The sequence below is a fragment of the Saprospiraceae bacterium genome (assembly GCA_016714025.1).
Classification (GTDB): domain Bacteria; phylum Bacteroidota; class Bacteroidia; order Chitinophagales; family Saprospiraceae; genus Vicinibacter.
Genome location: JADJOB010000002.1, coordinates 2655014 through 2680704, shown reverse-complemented (window position 1 = coordinate 2680704; position 25691 = coordinate 2655014). Strand labels below are relative to the sequence as shown.

Below are 25691 nucleotides of genomic sequence, written 5' to 3'. Positions count from 1 at the left end.
ATTTCTGCAAAGCTAAAGGATTCTCTCAGCGGTATCGAATGTTGACAAAAAATCTTTTTCCTATCACAGCTAATTGTCTGCTTACTTCAGCTGATACCAAAACTTTAACATCTTTTTCGTAAATAGGTGGAATTCTACCAATTACTTTCGCAAGCACTTTTCTGTTTTGGATTGGATTAATAATTTCTATCATAGATTCAATCCTGGCTTCATTGTGTAAAGCAAATAATCGCCCATCTCCAAGGACAACCGATTCGCTTATTGCAACGCCTCGTGATTCTTTTGTAAAAACTTGCTCACTTGGTTTAGCTATAATCGCATTTATGTCAGCGGGTTCAGATTCGTTTTCGTGCATGGTTTCCAATGGCAAATAACCTACTAAAATTTGCATGCCTTCCTGAAATGAAGTTTCTATTTGTGGATTTAACTTCTTAAGAATCTTTTTATCAATTTTTAATTTCCGTTTACTTAAACCATATAAGTTTTCTTTAGTCTGGACTTTGTAAAATAATGCCAACGAATTGGCTTTTTTATCCACTGTAAGTTGAGTTGGATCAAATGGAATTTTTAACAGACTGTTTTCCTTCAATAGATCATCAGGTTTAAACTGGTTAAAGCTATATAGTGTATTGGTCGAAATATTATAGATTCGTGAAATTCTATAAAGAGATTCCTTTTTAGTAACCTTGTGATTAAAATACAGAGTTTGTTCTGGGTTTTCTTCTATTAGGATTTGACTAAAACTTTCTAGGTCAGGGTCAAATTGGCCATTAAGATTTATAGTCAGAAGACATAACAGATTGAATATAAGGGTTTTATTTAACATAATGTTTTAAGTGCTAACTACAAATATATTATTAAATTATTTAATATGTTTATTTTAATTTTATTTTATGGCTCTTGAAATGGTAGCTATAATTCCGGCTCGATTTGATTCAACCCGGTTGCCTGGGAAATTATTATTGAAATTGGAAGGGAAATCGATTTTGCAAAGGGTTTATGAACGTGCTTTGCAATGCCCGGTTTTGGATAAGGTATTAATTGCTACAGATAGCAAATTGATATTTGATCATGCCATTGAATTTGGAGCGGAATGTTTTTTGAGCAAACTCAAACATGAAAGTGGAACAGATCGTATTGCTGAACTTGCAGAATCCCTTTCGGATGTAAAATTTATTATTAACTTACAAGGGGATGAACCCTTTATCAATCCAAAGCATATTGAGATTTTGTGCGATTCCATCCGAACAAATCAGACTGATATCGCCACCTTAGCAGTTCGAATGCAGAATTCTGAAGGGATTGATAATCCCAATGTTGTTAAAATAGTAACCAGTTTGACAGATCAAGCACTTTACTTTAGTAGAGCCAGCATTCCTTATTTAAGAGAAAAGAATACTGAATCAACAAATTTTGAATGGCTGAAACACATTGGGATATATGCGTTCAAGCATGAAGTATTGTTAAAGTTGGCAAAATCTAAGCCAACGGCTCTGGAAGGGTTTGAGAAATTAGAACAATTAAGATGGTTGCAGCATGGATTTCAGATTCAAGTGGGCATGGTAGATAAACATATTATTGGTATTGATACCGAACAAGATTATTTGGATGCTGTAAATTATGCCAAGGAAAATAGACTTTAGACAGTCTTGAATAAATAGTCTGAATTGAAAACAAATGGAAGGAGCTTGTTAATTTCAGGAATGATGATGCTTTCATGTTCTGGATGTCCAAGTATTAATTCGATTGGGGATCCGTTGTTTTGCTCAAACTCGCACATTACTTGTCTGCAAAGTCCGCAAGGAGCAATTGGGTATAGATTTTTCAAGTTTTTATTTGCAACAGTAACAGCCATTTTAGTAATTTTTAATTTTAGTTGCAAATTCCCATAATGATATAATACAGCTCTTTCGGCGCATATCCCACAAGGATAGGATGCGTTTTCTTGATTTACACCTGAAATGATTTGATTATTTTCTAGAAGGATAGCTGATCCAACATAAAATTGACTGTATGGTGCGTAGGCATTAGACGTAGCTTGTAATGCTGCATTTAATAGTTCCTTCTGGGGTGTATCAAGCAGTGATCCCTTAGATACAAAAGCATAGTTAAATTCAATGCTGCGAATTTCCATTAGTTATTTTCGAACACTAAAACTGATTTTTAAATTTTCTGTCTTGGTACTTAAATTAAGATAATTTAAGCCTTCAGGTAGTTCTAAAGTTGAAATATTGAGGGTGTTTTTTCCACTTAATATATCTGTTTTGTAATTTTTAAGAACGCGACCATAGATGTCATTGATTGTTATGGTCGCAGTCTGGGCTACAGCCTTGTTTGTATAATCAATATATAGTGTTCCGGTTTTTACCGGATTTGGGTAGGCAGATAAACCGCTGGTTCCATCGTATGGATTATTTTGTGAAAATTGTGCTGAATACGTCCATTGATTTGTTTTTGTTACTGCACGAATTCGGTAGATAAACTCTTTTTCTTCGGATCCAAGTCTGGAATGCTTATAGACATTATTTGTGCTTGATGGCTTTTTATATGTAAGCATGCCAATTGAATCAAAATGAATTTGATCTGCACTTCTTTCGATTACATATCGGACAATATTATTTTCGCCAGATGCTGTAAAAGAAGTCGTATGATAACCGCCACTATAGGCAGCACTTAATTGGGTAAATTTTACAGCATCTGTTAGGTTAACGCTTACACCAATTCCACTGCTTCCGAGGAAACTGCTATTGACTTCAACCGAATACAACGTCGAATCCATTTTTGAATAAGTGAACCCTCCGGACATCTTAGAAGCGGATCCAATCAATACAGCGGCATCCTTTGTCGCTCCTGCATGATTACTGGAAGGAGATGGATTGGTGCTGTTTGACAGCATATACATGTTTAAATCATTTATTCCATTTGCAAGTTTACTGGTAGTAAATGCATTGATGTCATTTGCTCCAAAATAATAAACAAGGGAAATAGAAGTTTTAGGAGTTTTATTTGATTCAATTGTCCAAAATTTATTTAAAACATTCCAACTTGTCAAGGGATTGACATATAAGGCAGTTATTGGTGTTAATTTGTACTCAGAATAATCTTTGGTAGTGTTTAAAGCAATTTTAAGACTGCCATCTGTAAGATTGCCAATGTCATTTGATTTTTTATTTATGGATAGTATTAATACATCATCTGTTGGATCAATTGTATTGTTGTCAAAATAATAATGCGTATAAACACCATCGAAACATTCAACATTGGCTTCTATTTTACTGTTGGGATTAGAGATTGTTTTTGCAACAGGGGTGTATGAAATTAAGCATTTGGAACTGGCTATTTTAGATCTGATTAAATTTCCAGGTTCTGTTCCAAACCCTAATAAAAAATCAATTCCTGGCATCCCGGTTTGGAAGCAATAACTCATAATGGTTCCTTTTTTTGGAATCCCAGGATTGCCACAGCTTCCTTCTACTTTCGCACAATTGTCTAATGCTACGTTGTTTTTTGGCCCCCAAACACAAGCATGTGTATGTCTTGAACCCATAATATGTCCGAGTTCATGTGTCGTAGCAAATACATCCCAGCTGTATATGCTGTAATTTTCATATGTTCCATTTACATTTACAAATGCATATGAATAGGAAGGTGTGCATAGCGTATTAATGTAAGAAATACCCCCTAAACTTGCAATTTTATTTTTTTCATATCCAGAAAGCAATAGTTTAATGGTCTTTTTTGTATTAGGATATCTTGTTCTAAAAAATTCTAAATCTTCGCTGGCTGTTCTGTGAGTAAATCGATCGTCGGTTGCATGAATATTTATTTGGCTAAGGACAATAGAAATGGCTTCTTTTTTATAAAGTGTATGCACATTATTAAACAGACCTGTTACATAATTTGAAATGCTTTGTACATTCCCTTTAAATTTTAAATAGAGTGCATAATCTACATCGATAGAAATGAGTACGGATTTGCAATTGTCATTCATACGGGTACTAACAGAAAACTCACTTCCTATATAATGTCTGAAGTCGTCTGTATTGCATTCAAATTTTAAATTGCTAAAATCAACTAAGTTTTCATCTGTGATTAAACATTGCGCAGCTGGGTATTCAGATGAAGAGGTGGGTGTTATGTTAATTTTCAATCCATCTGAATTATAAGCACTTCCATAAAGTTCGTTTTCGAATATACTTAAGCTGGAAATTGAATTTGAATTACTTTTTTGGATGCCTTTAAGATGCAATCCCCGGTCTACATTGTTTAACTTTATAATTTGATTCTCTTTTAGAAGATTTATTTCAAAGTCTGGAGAAAAAAAGTCATATTCAGTATATAAAAATTTGTGTGTTTTGCCGTTTCCATCAGGAATTTCTGATGAAATTAACTCGTGGTAGTTGTTTCTTAACTTGCTAATCGAATTGGTTTTTAAATTGAATACATGTTGGCCTTTTTGCAATTGTCCAATTGGCAATTCCTGTTCAGAAATTAGCGTTACTTGCTGGGGTTTTTGAATTTCCGCTAATTGTTCAATATTAAAAGGATCCTTAGTATTTTGTGAATGGATTGATAGGGGAGCTACGCTAAAACTTATTAATATTACACGAATAATCAAGAAATTTAAAAGTGCACCAGGTTGCGTGAAGGGATTCCATGTGCGAAGTTGAAGAGGAGCTTTTGATTTCATATTAAAGATTTTAATAATATATAATTGGATAAACAAAAATTATGCCAAGTGCTATATGTCGCATTAAATAATATATATAATGCGAATGAAATCAATAATATAGCCAATTATGTATGGTATGATATACAAAATAAATCAAGGGGTAATTACACGAGTTTAGAACATTTCCTGGAAGCTCCTGCATTCAAAAATTTGATTGCCAGGCTGCTTGAAAAGGTTCCGATACAGTATGTTTTATCTAGTGCAGACTTTATGGGTTTGGATTTACTGGTTACCCCGGATGTGCTTATCCCAAGACCCGAAACAGAAGGTCTTGTTCAATGGATACTTGATGATCATCCTCATGCAGCACTTTTTAATGTACTTGATATTGGAACGGGATCAGGATGCATTGCATTAGCTTTAAAAAAGTTTAGACCTGAATGGAATTTATTTGCCTTAGATATATCAGAGAAGGCAATTGAAATCGCAAGTGCTAATGCTGAAAAATTAAATTTAAAGCTTTCATTTATTCATGCTGATTTTTTTGATGATGAAGACAAGGTGCCTGGATTTTGTAATTTAATTGTTTCAAATCCACCTTACATTTCAAAACATGAAGTTGACCAGATGGATTCGCATGTTTTATTGCATGAACCCCATATAGCCCTTTTTCCTAATGGAGAGGATCCGCTAATATTTTATAAAAGGATCGCTCAATTTGTGCAAAAGAGCACAATGGTACCAAGCTGGACCTATCTGGAATTGAATGCATTGCAATGGGAAGCTATAGAGCAAATATTTTTAAACGCATCATTTAAAGATATTGAAATCAGGAAAGATTTGGAATCATTAAACAGAATGATGCGAATCAGAAAGATGTGATTTTTAAGAATAATTTCATTTAAAATTATTTGATAAAGTTAAAATGATTTTAGTCATTTTATAATAGTATAAATTTCAAAACCCCTAAATCATTTGAAATCAAATAATAAACACCGGGAGGTAGCATATCAACATCAAATGCATTGTTTGAATTTTTTAGGAAAAAATTCTGACCAGTACTGGATAGGATCATTAAATTTAAGGGAATGGATTCAGCTCCAATAATGTATAATTTTTTATTTACGACTTGGCATTGAAGGGTTTTCTTTTTATGATTGGAGACCTTGACTGCATTTTTATCAATCGCTTCAACGGTGAATGCTCCATGACTATGGGTGAAAATAACGAGTTCTCTTTTTGAATTGTTGAAAAGTAAATCATAAACGGCTACAAGATCAAATGGATGCGTATTGTAGGATTTCCAATTGCTTCCTTGGTCTGTACTATAAAACAAACCTAAATCCGTTCCCGCATATAGGATATTTGAATCATTGGGATCTATGATTAAACAATGGATAGGTACATCTGGCAAAGAATTGTTGTCAAGGAAATTCCAGTCCAATCCATAATTGGTACTTACCATGATGCCTGGCTGATTGTAGGAAGCTAAACAGAGGTAGAGTCTGTTTTCTTCATTAGGGTCTATAATAATATCACGGATCATTCGTTCAGGGATCGAATGATCAATTAAAAGCAGGTGTTTGCCTGCATCTTGACTATAATATAGTTTAGTTGTTTTAGATGGTTCTATGATTGTTGCAAGAAATACCTCATTGGAGCGATTTGGATTGTCGACAATAGCTGTGATTTTTTCATTTTTATTTGAAAGAAAAGTAGTATCCCATGACGTCCCTCGATTATCAGACCTAAGCAACATATTGCCGCCTGAATAAATTCGATTCGGATTGGATTTGCAAAGAATAAAAGGTGAAACAAAACCTGCTTCTTGATTTGGAGGAATCAATTCTTCCCATTGGTTTCCAAAATTCGTGCTTCTGTATAAATTTTGATACTGGGATGAACAGTACAACAGAGAATCCTGAACCGGATCAAATGCATTGTATGTTCCGTCGCCTAAATTTGTTACCCTCCATTGATTATCTACAGAATAGATAGCAGACCTGTTGTCCTGTAAACCACCTAACAGATGAATTCCATTTTTTGCCAAACTTCCGGTATAAAACTGGGAACTTAGATACCCTCCGTTGCATGGAAAGAAACTATTTGCAAAATTATTTGAACGGTATAAGCCGCCATCCGTTGCTATGTAAATTTTATTTGCGTCAAATGGATTGCTGATTATATCATGCATGTCAGCATGAATTTTTATTCTCCTTAAAATGAGATTAAACAATTGATTCCCTGTTCCGGTAGTGTCAATATATAAATCAACACCCCCCATGATGAGTTGAGATGAATCGTCATCTTTGATGTGCAAGCATTTAGCATACCAACCTTGATACGAAGTGACATCTTTAATAGGTGTGTAATATTTTATTGAATCAAATCGATCGGTAGTGCGGAGCATCCCAACACTTTTAAAGGCATCAGAATAAGCTGCATATACTTTTTTAGGATTCTTTTTATATGAAGCAAGCATTATTCGACCTTCATATAAGCTGTCATTGGGTGATTGGATTTTTTTCCAGTTTAAGCCGCTATTGATTGTTTTATAAATTCCATATTCAGAACTGTTTATTCCTCCAATAGCTGCATATATAATTTTAGGATCTTCTCCATCCATTAATAAATCTAAAGCCATAGGAAGATCCAGGTTTATTTTCCAGTTCAGACCACCATCAACTGATCTGTAAACGCCTTGGGTAGTTGCAGCAAAAACTACATTTGGATTTGTTGGATTAATTAATATTTTCCATACTGCGGTATTGTTATTTGAACTCCAATCAAGAACCAGTTTCCAGCTTATTCCATGGTCTTGGCTCTTTAAAATGCCAATACCCTTAGAGCCTCTTAGGGTGCGTGTTTGCAGACCACCATCAGCTCCATTGTAATTGTAAACTTCACCAGTGCCAATGTATATTGTATTGGGTTCGTTCGCTTGGATAGCGATAGAAGATACAGAACTCACGGGAAAATTAGTTGGAACATAGGTCCATGCGGTATTGCCAATACCTCCTGTGGTGGATCGCCATAATCCCGAGCCGGCACTTCCCATCCACAATTCATTTGTATCCAATGGATTTATTGCAATACACAAACTTCTGCCTGCAATATTTGATGGCCCAATAGAGTTCCATTTCGATAAATTTCGAAATGTATTGAATGAATTTGATTTTTTAAATAATTGATAGGTTCTGTAAAATGTCCCATCATTTATGGGATTGTAAGGAAAATCTTCTACCAAACTTCTAAATTGAAAATATTCAAAAGCTTCTTCAGTAACTTTATTTTCATGGTTCTGATCGTTCGAAGAATGATGAGTACATGAAAACGATAAAATTATTCCAATGAATATAATTGCCGGGTGTAGTTTAGCCATAAATATATTATCCTCCACTTCGTTTGGTGTTTTTATAGCCAAGAGCTATTAGTATATTTATAACTTTCTCAACCTGATCTCCTTGAATGATGATTTCCTGGTCTTTGACACTTCCTCCAACACCGCATTTCTGTTTAATTTGTTTGCATAATTTTTCGAGTGTTTCATCGGTTTCTTCCAAGCCAAATATTCTACAAACTGATTTTCCAGCTTTTAGTTTTGAATAGCGTTCGACGCGAACTTTTTGTAAGTTTTTATTTACAATATTCGGATTCTCCTCTTCTTGTATAGGAGGAGCTTCTTTATTGGTTGAATATGCCAAGCTTAAATCCTGTAATGAGTTCAATGTTTTTTTTTGCATATACTAGATCTTATTTACAGAACTTCCGCTTAAAGAATTTTTTATTTGAATGTCCATAATTTTATGTGCAATAGGAGCAGTAATCGTGTTGAATGTGTTTATACATTGATCAATTTCTTTTTTAGAATCAGTTGATAATGCTTGAATTAAGTTATTGAGTTGATAATTCATTATTTCCAATTCATCAGAATTTAAAATCGTTTTATTTTGATTGATAAACCGTTTCGTATTTAATATAAGATAGTTCAATTCATTGATACTGTCTAATTTGGCTTTATTTTTTGCATCTGATTCAGCATTCGTAATAGAATCTTTAAGTCGTTGTTGAATTTCGTCGTCGGAAAGTTTCAAAGAGGAGCGTATTTCAATTTGTTGTTCAATGCCGCTTCTGATTTCCTTTGCGCTTACACTTAATATTCCATCTGCATTAAGATTAAATTTAATTTCAATTTTCGCAAGACCTGCCGGCATTGGTGGTATATTTTTTAAAATAAACGTTCCCAATTTAATGTTGTCTTGTACTAAATCTCGCTCGCCCTGATAAATTGTGATTTTGAGATTCTTTTGGCCATCCACAGAAGTTGTGTAGTTGCGAGCCAGTTGAATTGGAATTTTCGAATTTCTGGGAATGATTGTGTCCATAAGGCCTCCCAAAGTTTCAATCCCAAGAGACAATGGATTTACATCTAATAGTAACCAGTCGTTTCGGTTGCCTTGTAAAATTTCAGCTTGAATGGCAGCTCCTAATGCTACTACTTCTTCCGGATTTAAAAAATCATTAATGGGTCTGTTAAAATGTTCAGTTAGTTTTCGTTTTACCAAAGACAATCTTGATGACCCGCCAACTAAAATGATTTCATCAATTTCCTGTGGACTTAGACCACTGTCTTTTAGAGCCAACTGGCAAGATTTTATGGTTTTATTTATCCAATTTGAAGCCAATTGTTCTAGGTTTTCAGTGTTTAAACTTAGTTCAATGCCGAGCCAGGATTGTTTAAATAAATTATGATCCAGTAAAAATATTTTAGCTTGTTCTGCAATAGTTCGGAGGGCTGCTTTATTTTCAGGACTGGAATCTATTTTATATTGATTTTCCCAAAAGCGTACAATTTCCTGATCAATGTCATCTCCTCCTAACATATTATCACCATGAGTTGATAAGATATCAAACACACCGTTCTCTATTCTTAAAATGGAAACATCAAAGGTGCCACCTCCTAAATCGTACACCATGATATGTTTCGTTTGATTCGGGTCTATTCCCAAGCCATAGGCCATAGCAGCGGCAGTTGGTTCGTTTATAATTCTCAAAACATCCAGTCCAGCTAATTTTCCTGCTTCCCGGGTAGCCTGCCTTTGATGGTCATTAAAATAAGCTGGTACGGTAATAACTACCTTGGAAATGCTACATTTTAAATAGTTTTCTGCATTTGTTTTTAACTCTTTTAAAATGAATGAGGACAAAGCAATAGCAGTGATTGCCTGAGAAGCAACGGGTATTACAATTTCATTGGTATCGGGTTCTTGTTGAACAGCATAAGAAAGTTTGGAATGCGTATTTATTAAATCCTGATAAGATTTGCCCATAAATCGTTTAAATGAGTAAATCATATTCATAGGTGCTTCATGCATCCTGGTTAAAGCTTCATCACCTACATAGGCGATGCCCTCCTTATTAAACCAAACTGCAGAAGGCATGCTTTTTTTAGCTTTATCACCAATTGGAATAATAGTCGGCCTGCCCTCTAAAGTGCAAGCAATCAAGCTGTTCGTTGTGCCTAAATCGATGCCAACGACATGATCTGAATTGCTTTTTAATTTTCCGGTTTTAAAATCAATAGAAATTTTAGACATTTATAAGGCGATTCTGGCAATTAAACCTAATTAATTACAGGATTGTTTAGGCTTGCATGAAAAACCAGCATAAAAATAAGGCTACCAGACTTTTTATTATTCTTTCGGCTATATTTATTACAAATGCTCTAATTGCCGAATTTATTGGTGTTAAGATATTTTCGCTGGAAAAGTCTCTAAATCTTCCTTTAAGTTCTTTTAACTTCTTTGGACACAAAGATTTATCATTTCAGTTGACTGCAGGTGTCTTAATTTGGCCGGTTGTATTTATAATGACTGACATAATTAATGAGTATTTTGGGAGGCGTGGGGTAATTAGGCTGAGTTGGTTAGCTATTTTTATGATTGGGTATGCGTTTTTGTTTGTGTATTTAGCGATTCATTTGGTTCCGGCTGATTTTTGGCCAAGTTCGCACTTAGATTTTATTACTGATCCTCAAAAGAAACAACAGCTTTCAAGTGAGGTATCCAATTACAATACTGCTTTTTCACTGGTTTTTGGGCAAGGATTAAAAATTATTCTTGCATCAATTGTAGCATTTATCATCGGTCAGATACTGGATGCATTAATATTCCATAAAATAAAGTTACTTACCGGCAATAAAAGCATTTGGTTGCGAGCAACTGGATCTACTTTGATTTCCCAATTTTTTGACAGTTATATTGTTCTGTTTATTGCATTTTACTTTGGTGCCAATTGGCCATTATCATTGGTTCTGGCAATAGGAACCGTCAATTATATCTATAAAGTTTGCATGGCCATTGGCTTAACCCCTGTAATTTATTTGATTCATTCTATAATACATCTTTATCTTGGAGATGACTTAAGCAATGAATTGAAGGAAGATGCTATGAAATTATAAATTTATCTATGAAACAACAACTAACAAATCGCATTTTCATGGTGCGTCCAGGACATTTTGGATTTAATCTTGAAACTGAAGCCAGTAATAAATTTCAAAAAAATATATCGATATTAAGCGCAGAAGAAATTCGCGATAAAGCCCTAATAGAATTTGATAATATGGTAAACACCTTAACAACAAAAGGGGTGCATGTCGATGTATATGAAGATCTTCCGGATACCATTTTGCCTGATTCGGTTTTTCCTAATAATTGGATATCAACTGATGAAAATGGGACTATTTATACGTATCCGATGCAAGCTTTAATCCGTAGAAAGGAGCGTAGGGAAGATATTATTGATAATTTAACTGAAAAGTATTTGGTAACAAAGCGCTACAGTCTTGAATTATTTGAAGAACATGAACAGTATTTAGAAGGGACCGGAAGTTTGATATTGGATAGAATTCATGAAATAGCATATGCGTGTCTGAGTCCCAGAACCGATCCGAGGGTCCTTCATAAATTTGCTTTATTAAGTGGCTATCAAACTGTATTATTTAATGCAGCAGATGCCCAACAGAATGAAATTTACCATACCAATGTAATGATGGCTATGGGTTCAGACTTTGTGATCTGTTGCATGGAATCCATACCCGAATCACAGCAACAAAAGTTAATGGACTCATTTTCTCAATCTGAAAAGGAATTGATTGAAATTAGTTTTAGTCAGATGAATCAATTTGCCGGGAATATGTTGCTGTTAAAAAATCTAAAGGGTTCTCCACTATTAGTTTGTTCTGAAAGTGCTTTTAATTCATTAACCCAAAGCCAGCGAGTTCGTTTGGAAAAATCAACGGAATTTGCCATAATTCCATTGGATATTATTGAAACGGTTGGAGGAGGGAGCGCCCGTTGCATGATCGCTGAAAATTTCCTGCCAGCGCGTTAATAAACTTATAATCGCCTGATTAACAGCATTGTAATATATAAATTATTATTTTATAATAAAATAATATAGGTGTAGGATTAGAATTTTAACTTTGCTTGATTTTAATCCTTTTTTCTAAAAAACTAATTATGAAACGAAGTACAACAAAGTCTGTATTCATTGTTTTGTGCATTTTAGCAATGAAACTTCTCTGTACAAATTCAATGTTTGCACAGGGCACAACAAATGCTCAGATTCTAGGAACGGTCACAGATGCTAAAGGAGAGCCGTTAATTGCTGCTAGTGTGCAAGTCACACATCTTCCTTCAGGTTCAATTTATGGCGTTTATACGCGAGAAGATGGTCGTTATAACATTCCAAGTTTAAGAGTTGGAGGTCCTTATAAAATAACGATCACTTATGTAGGCTATAAAAACCTTGAAGAAGAAGGGATTTACCTTTCTCTTGGCCAAAATTTGAGATATAATGGCCAGTTGACAGAGGAAGCTGTGGTGTTAAATGAGGTTTTAGTTACAGCTAAAACAAATGAAATTTTGAATTCTGAACGCACAGGTGCAGCAACAAACATAAAGAGAGAAGCATTGGAAGCACTCCCGTCACTTGGTAGAAATTTGAATGATTTTGTTAGACTTACACCTCAAAGCAGATTGTCTTCCGTTTCAACTACTACTGCACCCGGGACTTCTTTTCTTGGGAATGATAGCAGATACAATAATCTGAGCCTTGATGGTTCAATTTTCAATAACAGTTTTGGCCTGGCTTCTACTCCTGGAGGGCAGTCTAATGCAACGCCGGTAGGTCTTGATGCCATTGAAGAAGTTCAAGTAAATCTCGGTGCTTATGATGTGCGTTTGTCTGGATTTACAGGAGCTGGTGTAAATGCCGTCACTAAATCTGGTTCCAATAAATTTTCCGGAACAGCTTATTACAATTTAAGAAATCAAAATTTTGTAGGCAAAAAAGCCGATACATTTAATGTTACCGTATTGGATTTTGATGTAAAACAATTTGGAGCAAGTCTGGGCGGCGCGATAGTAAAAAACAAATTATTCTTTTTTGTAAATGCTGAAGGAGAGCGACGCGATGATCCTCTGCAATATCGTGCACAGAGACCTGGTGAATCTGTAGGAGGAAATATTACCAGAGTGAAATCAACAACGATGGATAGTCTGCGTCAATTCCTGATCGATAAATATGATTATGATCCAGGCGTATATGATGGATATGCTTTGCAAACATACAGCAACAAGTTGTTGGGTAAAATAGATTATAATATTAATAAATCCAATAAATTAAGTTTTAGATACAATTATTTAAGATCGTATCGTGATGTATTGGCAAGTGGTTCTGGTGCAGCGGGATTCAGGAATGGAAATTTAAACAATTTGAATTTTAAAAATACAAATTATATAATTAACAATGATATCCATTCAGGCATTTTAGAATTAAATACTTTATTTGGCTCTAAAGCTTCTAATCAGGTTCAAATTGGTTTTACCGCAAATCGGGATTACAGAGAAAGTCCAGGTTCAGTGTTTCCATTGGTGGACATTCGTGAAGGAAATATCACTTATACATCGTTTGGTTATGAACCATTTACACCCAATAACCGCTTAGATGCAAATACCATACAAATTCAAGACAACATAACCTGGTATTTGAATGGTCACACGGTTACTGCCGGATTTAACTTTGAGTCATTTGATTTTGAAAATACATTTACTCCAACCTGGTATGGAAAATATACGTTTGCAAGTTTGAATGATTTTTACAAATCTGCAAATGGCGAAACAGTCACTTTGCCTAATTATGAATTGGGCTTTTCAATATTGCCGGGAGGTCAGTTGCCAATAGATAAAATTACCATAAAGCAGCCAGGTATTTATTTCCAGGATAATGTTTCATCTTTAAATGATCGTTTGAATGTAACCTTTGGATTTCGTTTAGACAGACCTCATTATTATTCTGGATCAGCATACCGAAATCAATTGGCAGCTACTTATAATTTTAAAGACTCCGATGGAGAAATTATTCAATTTGAAACAAACGTTTTGCCAAAATCAAGAACCTTGTTTTCTCCAAGAATGGGATTTAATTACGATGTTATGGGCAACAGGAAATTGCAATTTAGGGGAGGTATAGGTGTGTTTACAGGACGTGTTCCTTTTGTTTGGATTTCTAATCAAGTTGGCAATAATGGGGTAACCAAAAACTCTATTAATTCTAACAACACAACTAAATATCCATTTTCAGAAGAAGTTGATAAATACGTTCCAGATAACCCATCAGCTGCACCTAATTTTAATTTAGCGGTTACAGATAAGAACTTCAAATTGCCACAATTGGCTCGGGTCAACCTGGCTGTTGATTATTCATTGCCATGGGATTTTGTAGCCAGCATAGAAGGAATTTACAGTAAAACGATAAACAATGTAGCTTATGTAAATGCAAATCAAATCACCCCAACAAAAAATTTAAGTGGGGTAGATAATAGACCTTTATTTAATGGCGGTACAGCAAACAGATTGTATGCAAATGTATCTGATGCCATATTGCTTAAAAATACATCAGAGGGTTTTGCTTACAGTATCAGTCCAAAGTTGGAAAGACAATTTAAAAATGGCCTTTATGCAATGGCAGCCTATAATTTTTCAGAGGCAAAGGACATTATGGCTGCTGGCTCTATAGCATTTAGTTCCTGGCGTGATCAGGTAACTGTAAATGGCAATAATTTGCCTAATTTAGCCTATTCCGATTTTGATCAAAGACACCGTTTTATTGCAGCTTTGTCTTATAAAAAATCATACTTAAAGAATATTTCATCTCAGATTTCAATATTTATGCAATCGAGCAACCAATCCCGCTTTAATTTAGTAACTGCTGGTGATTTAAATAACGATGGACAATCAGCTAATGACTTGATGTATGTCCCAAATGATGGAAGTGAAATTCACTTTAAAGACGCTGCAACAGAGCAAGAGCAACGGGATGCATTTATGAAATTTGTTAACAATAATGAAGAATTATCTAAGTACAAAGGAAAATATTATGAGCGCAATGGCGGTATTTTACCTTTTCTAACCACTGTGGATTTATCATTCATTCAAGAATTTGGATTGACTGTTGGACAAAATAAGAACAGAATTCAGATTCGGGCTGACATCCAAAATTTCTTGAATTTGATTGATCCTTCATTAGGAGTTGGAGATCAATTGATTTCGTCTTCCCCTTTGAAGTTTGAAAGCAGGGATGCTGCCAATATTCCATATTACACATTCACTAAAGTAAATGGAAAGTATCCTGAAAAATTAATTGTTAAAAGAGCAAGTTTAGCCGATGTATATCAGATCCAACTAGGAGTTCGGTATATATTCAATTAACACAATCAGGACTCTTTACAGAGTTCATTGTAAAAGACAAAAGGCAGGTTTTGATTAAAACCTGCCTTTTGTCTTTTATTTAAGTTTAAATCTGTTTATATTTGTAAAAAATAGAAGTATGAAACGGATCATGCTGGTACTTTCCTTAACAAGTATGTTGACGCTGGCAAATAGTCAGATCGTAATTAACGAAATCATGTTTAACCCCCCTGAAAGTGGGACTGATGTTTTAGAATATATTGAATTTTATAATGCAGGAAATCAGGCAGTAAATTTAAAGGATTATTCCATTAAAGATGCCGTTGTCATTACATTTCCTGACACCACAATGGCTCCAAATGCATATTTTATTATTTGTGTAAATTCCTTAAAATTTGATTCTGTTTTTGGATTCCCAGCTCTTGAATGGACTAGCGGGGGCTTAAGGAATACAGATGAAGTAATTACTTTGCTGGATTCAAATCAAAACCCTGTCGATAGTGTTCATTATTTTGGCACATGGGATTCAAATGCAAATGGCAATGGAGCAAGCTTGGAATTGTGCCGTGACAACATAGATAATAATCTTGAAAACTATTGGGGTGCTTCAAAAAATGCTGTTGGAGTAGAGATTAATGGGAAATTTCTGTTTGCAAGTCCTAATGCTGTAAATAGTATTTCTTGTGCAGATTATACGATTAATGTGTCTGATTTTAAATTTGATCCGGATACTATTGAAATTTTTGTTGGTGAAAAAGTGGAATGGCTCAATAAAGGGGGACACCATAATGTAAATGGAAGTAAATCGATATTTACAGCAAACCCTGAATCTTTTGGAAATGGATTGCCTTCTACCGCTTTATGGTCTTACATTTATAAGTTTAATCAACCGGGCATTTATAATTATCAATGTGATGTACATGCATCAAATGGTATGAAAGGTACCGTTATAGTTAAAATTAAGGATGACCTTTATCCCTCATTGCCAATTGGAATAATAAGTTCTACTGATTTTAATGGCTTGGCAGACAGTCTAAACAGGAGATACAGTTTGGAAGGGGTTGTTTATGGAGTCAACTTGCGTCCAATTGGTTTGCAATTTACTTTGATAGACCAATTTAATGATGGGATTGCAGTGTTTTTAAGTTCAGGAAATTTAGCGTACACAGTTACAGAAGGAGATTTGATTCGAGTTAAGGGCCTAATAACTCAATTTAATGGTCTTATTCAAATAATACCAGATAGCATCACAAAACTATCTGTAGGAAATTCGCTTTTTCAACCCACGGTTGTAAAATATTTAAATGAGTCGACTGAGTCCCAGTTAATCCAAATGAAAAAAATGGAATTAGTTGATCCAGGTACCTGGTCAAATAATCCGCTAGGCTTTACGGTAAAAGTTACCGATGGGACAAATACCTTTGATATGCGCATTGACAATGATGTGAATATACACGGCACTTCAGCTCCGGTCGGCAAATTTGACTTAACAGGATTGGGTTCCCAATTTGACGCAATCAATCCTTTTCTTGAAGGATATCAAATTCAACCCAGATATTTGGCTGATATTAAATTAATTGTTGATGCTACTAATCTAAACCAGGAATCAATAAAGATTTATCCTAACCCGGTCGATAATCTAATTTACTTTAACACAAATGCCCTTGTTGGAAGTGCAGCTTCTATATACAATGCACAAGGTAAATTAATTCAAAATTTAATAATTCAGAATCCTTCAAGATTAGATCTTGCTCCAGGAGTTTATTTTTTAAGTGTAGCTGGCGAAAAAACATCTCGCTTTCGTTTTATAAAATTATAATACATGCGGATTGGCCTTTGCCTCTCCGGCGGTGGAGCTAGAGGAATTTACCATATTGGTGCCCTGCAGTTTATAAAAGAAGCAGGCATTGAATTAGATATTATATCGGGATGCAGCGCAGGAGCATTGGTTGGTGTCCTGTTTTCAGGAGGCGTCTCCCCGGAAACCTTACTTGATTTATCAATTAAAACCAAATGGTTTAATTTCTTACGTCCGGCATTGCCAAATAAAGGCTTGATGGATTTAAATTATTTAGAGCAAATTTTAACTCAAAACTTAAGCAAGGATACATTTGAAAGTCTGAAAATTCCTGTAAAAGTTATTGCGACAAATTTAATTGCCGGGAAGCTTAAAATTTTCGATGAAGGATCTGTGATTAAACCAGTTTTGGCATCTTGCAGCGTGCCTCTTTTATTTAAACCTGTTGAAATAGAAAATGAACTGTATCTGGATGGTGGAATATTGATGAATTTTCCAGCATCAATAATCCGGGAGCATTGTGATATTTTAATTGGAGTGAGTTTAATGCCTGTCCAAATGGTCAAATCAGATGAAATTAATAACAGCTTTAAACTATTGACCAGAGTACTTGAATTATCAGTTCAAAATAATTCAAAATTACAAATGGGGTATTGCGATATTTTGATTGAATCTCCCAAAATAAGTCAATATTCTAAATTTGATTTAAATACAGCTGAAGATTTGTATAATTTAGGATATCAGGCAACCCGGGAAGCACTGGAGGCAAAATTTAATTCCCTTTAATTTAGGCTAACCTTCCAATCATTGGCAGAATCCAGTGCTACTTCAATATTGTCCTTTAAAGTAGTAGCCAATTTCATTCCTACAAAATCAACGTGTATTGGAAACCCTTTATGCGTGCGTTCGATTAAAACCGCTACTTCCAATTTCTTTGGTACGATATCCATGATCGTTTTAAAAGAATAAAACAGGGTCCTGCCTGTGTTTGCAACATCATCTGTAATAATTACAGATTTATTTCGGAGCATCGAGGAATCAACGTTTAGGCTGATCGGGTGTTCTGTAGGCTGGGCCGGGTTAATATGTATATGAAGTAATTCGCATTGAATTGGGGATAACTCACTGATTTGTAGGCTTAAGAGTTTGGCTATTTCATACCCTTTGGTATTGATACCAGCGAGGAATAATTTCTTTTCATCAGAATGCCGTTCATAAATTTCTATGGCCATTCGTTTGATTTTTTGTTTAATTTGTTCCTGATTTAGAATTATCATACTGATTTGATTAAAAGGTAAAAATCCCTAATTTTTGTTCAAAGATCTATTATTTTGAAATGATTCACAGCATTGTCTTTATTCTAATTACAACTGCAATTCTGCGGTTTTCGTGGAAACGATATGCCCAGGTATATCAGGCCATTAAGCTAGGGAAACCCAATTGGCCCGAAGGATCTGCGCTGGTTAGATTTAAAAATATGCTCTTATTTGCTTTGGGACAGCGTAAAATGTTTACAAAACCTGTTTCAGGTATCTTCCATTTTTTTATTTATACAGCGTTTCTATTAACTCAGGTTGAATTTCTTGAAATTTTTACGGATGGTTTGTTTGGTAAACATCGCCTGTTTGCCAATAAAATTGGATTTTTATACCCCTTAGCCATAAATACCATCGAAATCTTATCGCTCTTGGCTTTAATTGCAACAGCGGTATTTTTAATACGAAGAAATATCCTGAAAATTAGCCGTTTTCATAAACCTGAGCTGAAAGGCTGGCCTTTTGCGGATGCAAACATTATTTTACTGGGTGAAATTATACTTGTTATAAGTATTTTTATGATGAATGGCGCTGATCAATATTTACAACAACTAAAACCTGAATCCTATCATCCCACTGGTTCTTTTTTCCTTTCTGCTTCCACTACCATGCCTCTTATTAGTGGTTTATCAGCGGACTGGATCATCTTTACGGAGCGCTTCTTTTGGTGGACACATTATTTGGTTGTTCTTGGGTTTATTGCCTATTTGCCCTATTCAAAGCATTTACACATTTTTCTTGCATTCCCATCAAGCTATTATGCTGATTTAAATCCCCGAGGTGAAATTCAAAACATCCCATATATTCAAAATGAAGTTAAAGGGATGCTTGGTTTGGAAAATGATCCATCAATGGAAGCGCCAAATAATTTTGGGGCCCAAGATGTAAATGAATTATCCCAACAAATTTTATTGCAAGCTTTTTCATGTACAGAATGTGGGCGTTGTACAGCTGTATGCCCGGCAAATATTACCGGTAAAAAGCTGAGTCCTCGTAAAATTGTGATGGATATTCGGGATCGGGCTGAAGAAGTTGTTCAAACCAAAGCATTTAAAAAATCAGAGGATGGGACAACGATTGAGATTACAGATGGCTTATCTCTTTTTGATAAAATATCAAAGGAAGAATTGTACGCGTGCACGACTTGTAACGCCTGTGTGGAGGCTTGCCCTGTTCTTATAAATCCGTTGAAACCCATATTGGAACTGCGCCGATATGATATATTGATGAATAGTGGGGGACCTTCTGAGTGGCTGCCCATGTTTAATAGTTTAGAAAACAATCAAGCAGTTTGGGCTATGTCAGAAAACCGTACAAACTGGATAAAAATTGAGTGAGATGAAAATACCAATACTTAGCGAATTGCATGCAGAAGGTAAAAAGCCGGAAATTTTATTTTGGGTAGGTTGTGCAGGAAATTATGACGCCAGGGCTCAAAAAATTACTCGGGCATTTTGTGAAATCCTGAATAATATCGGGCTGTCTTATGCTATTTTAGGAGAAGAAGAAAAATGTACAGGGGATCCTGCCCGAAGAGCTGGCAACGAATTGCTGTTTCAAATGCTTGCGCAACAAAATATTGAGACACTTACAAATTATGGCATTCAAAAGATTGTTTGTACTTGTCCACATTGTTTTAATACTTTAAAAAATGAATACCCAGCCTTAGGAGGCATATTTGATGTGATCCATTATTCTGAGTTTTTAGATTTGTTAATTAAAGAAAATAGAATTGTGATACAGGAGCAGCCACGCCAAAAAATTACCTATCACGATTCTTGTTATTTAGGAAGAATTAATGGGGTTTATCAAGCTCCAAGATCTATTATCAATTCATTAAAACATGATTTGATAGAAATGAAGCGGGCAAAACAAAACGGTCTTTGCTGCGGGGCAGGAGGGGCACAAATGTTTAAAGAAGAGGAACCAGGCTCCAAACGCATCAATACGGAGCGTGCAGAAGAAGTTATAAAAACGAATGCAAATGCTGTGGTAGCAAACTGTCCCTTTTGCATCACCATGCTTCAGGATGGCTTAAAAGAAAAAAATGCACAAGATCAAATGATGGTTTATGATCTTGCTGAACTCATTCTTCAAAATCAAAAATAAAATGATGGATTTAATTTCATTTCCGGATTATTCGCGTGTTTGGATCTATGCGTCAGATAAAAAAATCCCGGAATCATTGGTATGGGAATTAAATAATAAAATATATCAGTTTTCCCAAGATTGGATTAGTCATCAAAAAGCTTTACGCGCCACCGGGGGTTTATTGCACGCTTATTTTCTCGTATTGGTTGTTGATCAACAAGTAAATCAACCCGGAGGTTGCAGCATCGATTCTTCCGTCCGATTTATACAAAACCTGGGCGCTGAATATCAACTTGATTTTTTTAATCGAAACCTGTTTTATTATTTAAAAGACAGTGAAGTCAAAACCATCAGTCGGATGGAATTGCAAAACCAGGAAATTCCATTAGAAATAAATCAGGAAACCTTATTTTTTGATAATTTGGTAAGTGATAAAATCAGTTTTCAAAAAAGCTGGTTGAAACCTTTAAAAGATTCCTGGCATTCAAAATTTATTCAACCGAAATTAATTCTTACAGAATAAGACAAACCAAATCGGGCGATTTGAATTATTTCGAATTCTTTTTCTGAAGTTCATCTAAAATCTGTTCTTCAGATTTGCCCAGATTTTGAATCAACATTTGAGCATCATCCACAAATTCGCTTTTTGGATATTTTGTGATGAATTCAAGGTAAAATTTACGTGCAGTGGCGGTGTCTTTTAAATCATTGTCAAATAAAAATCCCTTCATAAAACAGGCGTTTTCAGCTTTTGCATGATTTGGGTATTTCTCAACAATCCAGTCAAACAAACTTAAGCACTTGTCATATGTAGTCAATAATTTAGAAGTTTGAGCAGCGCTAAATAAAAACTCAGGGGACTTGTCACTGTTTGGTAAAACCAGGGCATAGGCTTCGCAAGCATCTACATAATTAAATGCTTTTTCTTTATCGTAGGTATTTAGTGTATCAGGAAAAATAGATTTAGCCAAATCGACTAAATATTCTTCAGGAGTCTGCTGTCTTTGAAGTTTGGCTTCAAGTTCTACTTTTCGGTTATCTCCCTGGAAAGCTTGTCCAAAACAGAGTGTCAGAATATCGGCTGCTTCGTTCTTTCCTATGTTTCTTAGACACTCAATCATTTTTACAATATTGTCAGGAGTGTCTTTGCGGGCATAATGATTTTTGATCAGGTTGTTTAGAAAGATTACAGTCTGACGGCAATTGTTCATTTTGATGCTGGCTGCCGAACATTTAGAAAGTAAATCTTCAATTAATGCAGGTTCGTCTTTATGCTCCTGCATAATTTCAAGATAGGCAGTAATTAATTTATCATAGGTTGTATCCGATGGGTTTGTATTAAAATCAGCTTCTAATTTGCCAATTTTCTCTGCATCAAATTTCTGATTTGACTTACAGGATATAAACCCTAAAAGGACCACTGGAATCATATAATAAAGAAACTTCATATCTGCGCTTTAATACAAAGGTAATCAGTTGGTATCATTGCTTGTAGGTCGTTAGAATGATTAACATTTATTTTGAACGAATTTAGCCGGAACGTGTTGAACATAAATGAATTATGCGGCATTTTGGTTTCGCAGGGATTTGCGGTTACAAGACAATCATGGACTTTCTAAAGCTTTAAAGAGTGGCTTGCCAGTAATTCCGGTTTTTATCTTTGATGAGACTATTTTGTCAAAATTGAGTAATAAATCGGATGCCCGGGTATCATTTATATACGAGCAAATCAAGTGTTTAAAGCAGGAATTACAGGCATTGGGTTCCGATTTGTTGGTGTTTTATGGAACGCCTGATCACATATGGAATTCGCTGTTTAAAGCTTATCCCATCAGGCAATTATTCTATAACAGAGACTATGAGTCCTATGCATTGCAACGTGATACACGCATAAATGAATTAGCACAGAGCAAGAATGTGCAATGTTTTAGTTTTAAAGACCAGGTGCTATTTGAAAAAGATGAATGCCTAAAAGAGGATGGGAGCCCCTATACCGTTTTTACTGCATATAAGAATAAAATACTTAAGCAGATTGAGTTAGTGGGTCATAACAAGCTATTTGCGCCATACGATTACAATGATCTTTCTGGTTTTTGGACCAGTGCACCAAATCCAATGCTTTCATTAGGAGAAATCGGTTTTACACCAACAACAATCAAATTTCCAGAGCAGCAGACGAAGCAATCCATAATTAAAAACTATGCGGAGAAACGGGATTTTCCATTTGAAAATGCCACGTCGCAGCTTGGCATTCATTTTAGATTTGGTACAATCAGCATCAGACAAAAAGCTAAGGCAGCATTTGCACTAAGTCCGGTATATTTCAGCGAATTGCTTTGGAGAGATTTTTATTCGATGATCTTACAGGCATTTCCCTATGTGGAGTTTTCGTGTTTTAAACCAGCATACAATCTGATAGCCTGGGAAAACAACGAAAATTATTTTAAAGCCTGGTGTGAAGGCAAAACCGGATATCCTATGGTGGATGCCGGCATGCGGCAACTCAATGAAACCGGATTTATGCACAATCGTTTGAGAATGATCACCGCTAGTTTTTTGGTTAAACATTTATTGATTGATTGGCGCTGGGGAGAAGCCTACTTTGCTGAAAAGCTACTGGACTTTGATTTGGCGAGTAACAATGGAGGCTGGCAATGGGCCGCAGGTTGTGGTACGGATGCAGCTCCCTATTTTCGCATTTTTAATCCCGAATTACAGCAACAGCGATTTGATCCTGAATTTAAATATATTAAAAAATGGATCCCGGAATTTACGTTTCAAAAGTACATACCTCCAATTGTTAATCATCAGGAAGCAAGAAGAAAGTGTCTTTCTAAATTTAGTGTAGTTTCAAAACAATAAAATTGTAAATTTTTTTAATTTCGGAAACTTTTAAATATTATTTGTCGTTATTTTTATATATTCTTTTCAAGTCAAGCTGCATTGAGTCTTTTTCGTGCAAGAAAAGCTCCTTAATTTAGGTAAACCCTATTTTTTATTTTTTTAATTTTTGTTTTATGAGAAAGTTTAGTTTGACTTTCGTCAGCATCTTACTGGTTAGTTTGGTGTTGACAGCTGCTGCATGGTTGTCTGGTACAAACCAGGTGATTGCTTATGTAGCAAGTTCCTATGGAGTAAGCTTATCTGCGGTGAGCTTGCAAGCTCCAAATGTTGTTCAGGTGCAACAAGGCATGAACAACATTTCTGGGACTGCAGTTTTTAACGGTTGCGGTGATCTTTGCACGGAGCTCACCATATCCTTTCCAGATCGTACGCTACAATTTATTGTAGAGGACGATATACATGGATTTTAAGCAACCGATAAGAGGCTCTGATTTTTTCGGAGCCTCTTTTTTAAATTAATATTAATTTAAAAGTTCATCTACTTTTTCTAGAAGCCATTGTTTGCTCATGGCTTGAGATTTTTCGATTTGTAATTTTAATTTAACAATGCTAGTTTTATCATTATTTATTTCAGTTAATTTTTTTGTAAAACTTATTAGTTCTAAATAACTTTTTTTACGATCATCAGTGATGCTTTTGCTTCGTTTTACAAATATTTTAAAACTATCATATAAGGATCCAAGTGTTTCGAATTCATCTATTTCATAAAAGATAGCTAACAAAATCGACTTAGCTCCTAATCCATAATTTAATTCATCAAATTGAACTTTTTGCAATAATGGAATTGCTTTATTGTATTCTTTTTTATAAAAATACATGGATGCTAAATTGTAATTTATTGCATTTTCACGGTATTCTTTATTGATTTTAATCCCGTAATTATTTATAAAATTTTCAACCCATTCAAATTCATTGAGCCTTAAACCCAATGTAATTATATTTTTAAAGGCCCATGGCGAAAGCTCGTTGTTTGTTAAAATTATTTCTTTCTCTATAGCATCTTTATATATTAAAAAATTTTCTAAATAAAATGAAGTATTGCCACTATTGTGTTTTTGGATAGTGTAATTAATAGCGGAATTCATGATGTCTTTTGCATCCTCAGAGGGAAACAAATGGATATAATTATTTATTAGTTTCTTTAATTCATAGAAATGTTCAAGCTCATTGGGTTCAATATAGGTTAGGTAGATTTGATAATAAATTCCAATTGAAGGAATTTGTAAATAACTCCCAGTTTTAACAATAGTCGTTATTTGTGGAATTAATGGTACGTTTAATTCCACATTAATCATTTTACTCCAACTCAGTAATAAACAATAATATTTCAGCTTTTCTGAGAAATAAAAATGATTGAGGTGGCCGTCAATCTCTGAAATATTTAACTTTTGGATATTTAATTTTTTTACCCGGGCGGATTCAAAGTTTTCGAGGATGTATTTGTATTTTTCAATGGAATACAGGTCGTAATAGTAATTTCCATTGCGGTTATTCTCTTTTTTTAAAACATTTATTCCGGCCTGGATGGTGCTTTGTATAAACTCTTCCATTTCTTTTCGATGCAACATTTGTAAAAGGTAGTGTACCCGGTGCGCCGAATTATCATCGTAGGCTAATTGTGCTAAAAAATCTTCACCAAGTACCATTAATAAATGGATTAATTTCCGCAACCGGTCGTAGTCAAAGGGATCATTTGGATAAATTAATTCCCAGACCTGTTTTTTGTCTAGTTCCTTCTCGTTTGGATCTAGTAAATGGCTTTCAAAAATTCCAAAAAGTTGCAGCAGGATTTGGTTTGTGTTGAAATAGGGGGATTCCAGATATTTTCGAAATTTTCTTAATTCCTTGGTATTTAAGGTTTTAAGAAATCTGTAAAACTTAGAGTCGTTCATGGTGTTGGGTGATTTGGACGTGCTAAATTAAGAAATTTAATTGACTATAAATTACACATTTGATGTTGATAAATTCGACCACATTATTAAATCCTTACATTTTTATTTAAGTTGCCATTGCTAATTTAAGCCAACAAAAGTTATGAACTCTTTATTATTATATTATATTTAATAACTATATATAAGATTAAGATAAATAATAAATTAGCGATCATATTGAAAATTAAATGTATATGAATAAAAATATTTTGTATACAATGCTTTGAA

Annotated in this window: 21 protein-coding genes; 12 read left to right on the top strand and 9 right to left on the bottom strand. The window is 34.7% G+C overall.

The window, feature by feature from the left end:
- Window positions 1–25: 25 nt before the first annotated feature.
- Window positions 26–826 carry a LysM peptidoglycan-binding domain-containing protein gene (locus IPJ80_13870; protein MBK7914574.1) on the bottom strand — a complete coding sequence of 267 codons (801 nt, stop codon included), beginning with the start codon at window positions 824–826 and terminating at the stop codon, window positions 26–28.
- A gap of 67 nt (window positions 827–893) precedes the next feature.
- Here IPJ80_13870 and kdsB point away from each other — a divergent pair, with 67 nt between their 5' ends.
- Complete coding sequence (gene kdsB, locus IPJ80_13865) at window positions 894–1643, top strand: 3-deoxy-manno-octulosonate cytidylyltransferase (protein MBK7914573.1); 750 nt, start codon at window positions 894–896, stop codon at window positions 1641–1643.
- Here the strand turns inward: kdsB and IPJ80_13860 are convergent.
- Both IPJ80_13860 and IPJ80_13855 read right to left on the bottom strand, forming a co-directional pair.
- Window positions 1640–2134: a cytidine deaminase gene (locus tag IPJ80_13860; GenBank protein MBK7914572.1), complete on the bottom strand. Its 495-nt coding sequence runs from the start codon at window positions 2132–2134 to the stop codon at window positions 1640–1642. The two genes, kdsB and IPJ80_13860, sit on opposite strands and share 4 nt — an antisense overlap.
- Window positions 2135–2137: 3 nt before the next feature.
- Window positions 2138–4690, bottom strand: coding sequence for a hypothetical protein (locus tag IPJ80_13855; GenBank protein ID MBK7914571.1), 2553 nt, complete (start codon window positions 4688–4690; stop codon window positions 2138–2140).
- Window positions 4691–4714: 24 nt separating this feature from the next.
- On the opposite strand from IPJ80_13855, the gene prmC reads away from it, so the two are divergent.
- The gene (gene prmC / locus IPJ80_13850; GenBank protein MBK7914570.1) at window positions 4715–5554 is read left to right on the top strand and encodes a peptide chain release factor N(5)-glutamine methyltransferase; all 840 of its coding nucleotides are present in this window, start codon (window positions 4715–4717) and stop codon (window positions 5552–5554) included.
- Between the two features lie 58 nt (window positions 5555–5612).
- Here prmC and IPJ80_13845 read toward each other — a convergent pair whose 3' ends face one another.
- The 3 genes from IPJ80_13845 to hscA are packed head-to-tail and all read right to left on the bottom strand — an operon-like array spanning window position 5613 to window position 10269.
- Window positions 5613–8054 carry a hypothetical protein gene (locus IPJ80_13845; GenBank protein MBK7914569.1) on the bottom strand — a complete coding sequence of 814 codons (2442 nt, stop codon included), beginning with the start codon at window positions 8052–8054 and terminating at the stop codon, window positions 5613–5615.
- 7 nt (window positions 8055–8061) lie between these two features.
- Entirely contained in the window at window positions 8062–8415 is a 354-nt protein-coding gene (locus tag IPJ80_13840; GenBank protein MBK7914568.1) for a translation initiation factor, read from the bottom strand.
- Window positions 8416–8418: 3 nt separating this feature from the next.
- Window positions 8419–10269: a Fe-S protein assembly chaperone HscA gene (gene hscA, locus IPJ80_13835; protein MBK7914567.1), complete on the bottom strand. Its 1851-nt coding sequence runs from the start codon at window positions 10267–10269 to the stop codon at window positions 8419–8421.
- A 56-nt stretch (window positions 10270–10325) separates the two neighbouring features.
- On the opposite strand from hscA, the gene IPJ80_13830 reads away from it, so the two are divergent.
- The 5 genes from IPJ80_13830 to IPJ80_13810 all read left to right on the top strand — a co-directional run bounded on the left by IPJ80_13830 (window position 10326) and on the right by IPJ80_13810 (window position 18007).
- On the top strand, window positions 10326–11132 hold the full coding sequence (locus IPJ80_13830; protein MBK7914566.1) for a queuosine precursor transporter: 807 nt from the start codon (window positions 10326–10328) through the stop codon (window positions 11130–11132).
- Window positions 11133–11140: 8 nt separating this feature from the next.
- Window positions 11141–12064 carry an amidinotransferase gene (locus IPJ80_13825; GenBank protein ID MBK7914565.1) on the top strand — a complete coding sequence of 308 codons (924 nt, stop codon included), beginning with the start codon at window positions 11141–11143 and terminating at the stop codon, window positions 12062–12064.
- Window positions 12065–12192: 128 nt separating this feature from the next.
- Window positions 12193–15444, top strand: a complete 3252-nt coding sequence (locus tag IPJ80_13820) for a TonB-dependent receptor (protein MBK7914564.1) — start codon at window positions 12193–12195, stop codon at window positions 15442–15444.
- Window positions 15445–15562: 118 nt separating this feature from the next.
- Window positions 15563–17242, top strand: coding sequence for a lamin tail domain-containing protein (locus tag IPJ80_13815; GenBank protein ID MBK7914563.1), 1680 nt, complete (start codon window positions 15563–15565; stop codon window positions 17240–17242).
- Window positions 17243–17245: 3 nt separating this feature from the next.
- Window positions 17246–18007, top strand: a complete 762-nt coding sequence (locus IPJ80_13810) for a patatin-like phospholipase family protein (GenBank protein ID MBK7914562.1) — start codon at window positions 17246–17248, stop codon at window positions 18005–18007.
- Here the strand turns inward: IPJ80_13810 and IPJ80_13805 are convergent.
- Complete coding sequence (locus tag IPJ80_13805) at window positions 18004–18498, bottom strand: phosphoribosyltransferase (GenBank protein ID MBK7914561.1); 495 nt, start codon at window positions 18496–18498, stop codon at window positions 18004–18006. The two genes, IPJ80_13810 and IPJ80_13805, sit on opposite strands and share 4 nt — an antisense overlap.
- A gap of 59 nt (window positions 18499–18557) precedes the next feature.
- Here IPJ80_13805 and IPJ80_13800 point away from each other — a divergent pair, with 59 nt between their 5' ends.
- Genes IPJ80_13800 through IPJ80_13790 form a run of 3 tightly spaced genes read left to right on the top strand, consistent with a single transcriptional unit; the run spans window position 18558 to window position 21151 of the window.
- Window positions 18558–19874, top strand: coding sequence for a (Fe-S)-binding protein (locus IPJ80_13800; protein ID MBK7914560.1), 1317 nt, complete (start codon window positions 18558–18560; stop codon window positions 19872–19874).
- A gap of 1 nt (window position 19875) precedes the next feature.
- Window positions 19876–20646, top strand: a complete 771-nt coding sequence (locus tag IPJ80_13795) for a (Fe-S)-binding protein (GenBank protein MBK7914559.1) — start codon at window positions 19876–19878, stop codon at window positions 20644–20646.
- Between the two features lies 1 nt (window position 20647).
- On the top strand, window positions 20648–21151 hold the full coding sequence (locus IPJ80_13790) for a hypothetical protein (protein ID MBK7914558.1): 504 nt from the start codon (window positions 20648–20650) through the stop codon (window positions 21149–21151).
- Between the two features lie 25 nt (window positions 21152–21176).
- Here IPJ80_13790 and IPJ80_13785 read toward each other — a convergent pair whose 3' ends face one another.
- The gene (locus tag IPJ80_13785) at window positions 21177–22076 is read right to left on the bottom strand and encodes a hypothetical protein (GenBank protein ID MBK7914557.1); all 900 of its coding nucleotides are present in this window, start codon (window positions 22074–22076) and stop codon (window positions 21177–21179) included.
- A 106-nt stretch (window positions 22077–22182) separates the two neighbouring features.
- On the opposite strand from IPJ80_13785, the gene IPJ80_13780 reads away from it, so the two are divergent.
- Window positions 22183–23490 carry a deoxyribodipyrimidine photo-lyase gene (locus tag IPJ80_13780; protein MBK7914556.1) on the top strand — a complete coding sequence of 436 codons (1308 nt, stop codon included), beginning with the start codon at window positions 22183–22185 and terminating at the stop codon, window positions 23488–23490.
- 155 nt (window positions 23491–23645) lie between these two features.
- The gene (locus IPJ80_13775) at window positions 23646–23942 is read left to right on the top strand and encodes a hypothetical protein (protein MBK7914555.1); all 297 of its coding nucleotides are present in this window, start codon (window positions 23646–23648) and stop codon (window positions 23940–23942) included.
- 51 nt (window positions 23943–23993) lie between these two features.
- Here the strand turns inward: IPJ80_13775 and IPJ80_13770 are convergent, their stop codons facing one another.
- Entirely contained in the window at window positions 23994–25424 is a 1431-nt protein-coding gene (locus IPJ80_13770; GenBank protein MBK7914554.1) for a hypothetical protein, read from the bottom strand.
- Window positions 25425–25691 lie beyond the last annotated feature (267 nt).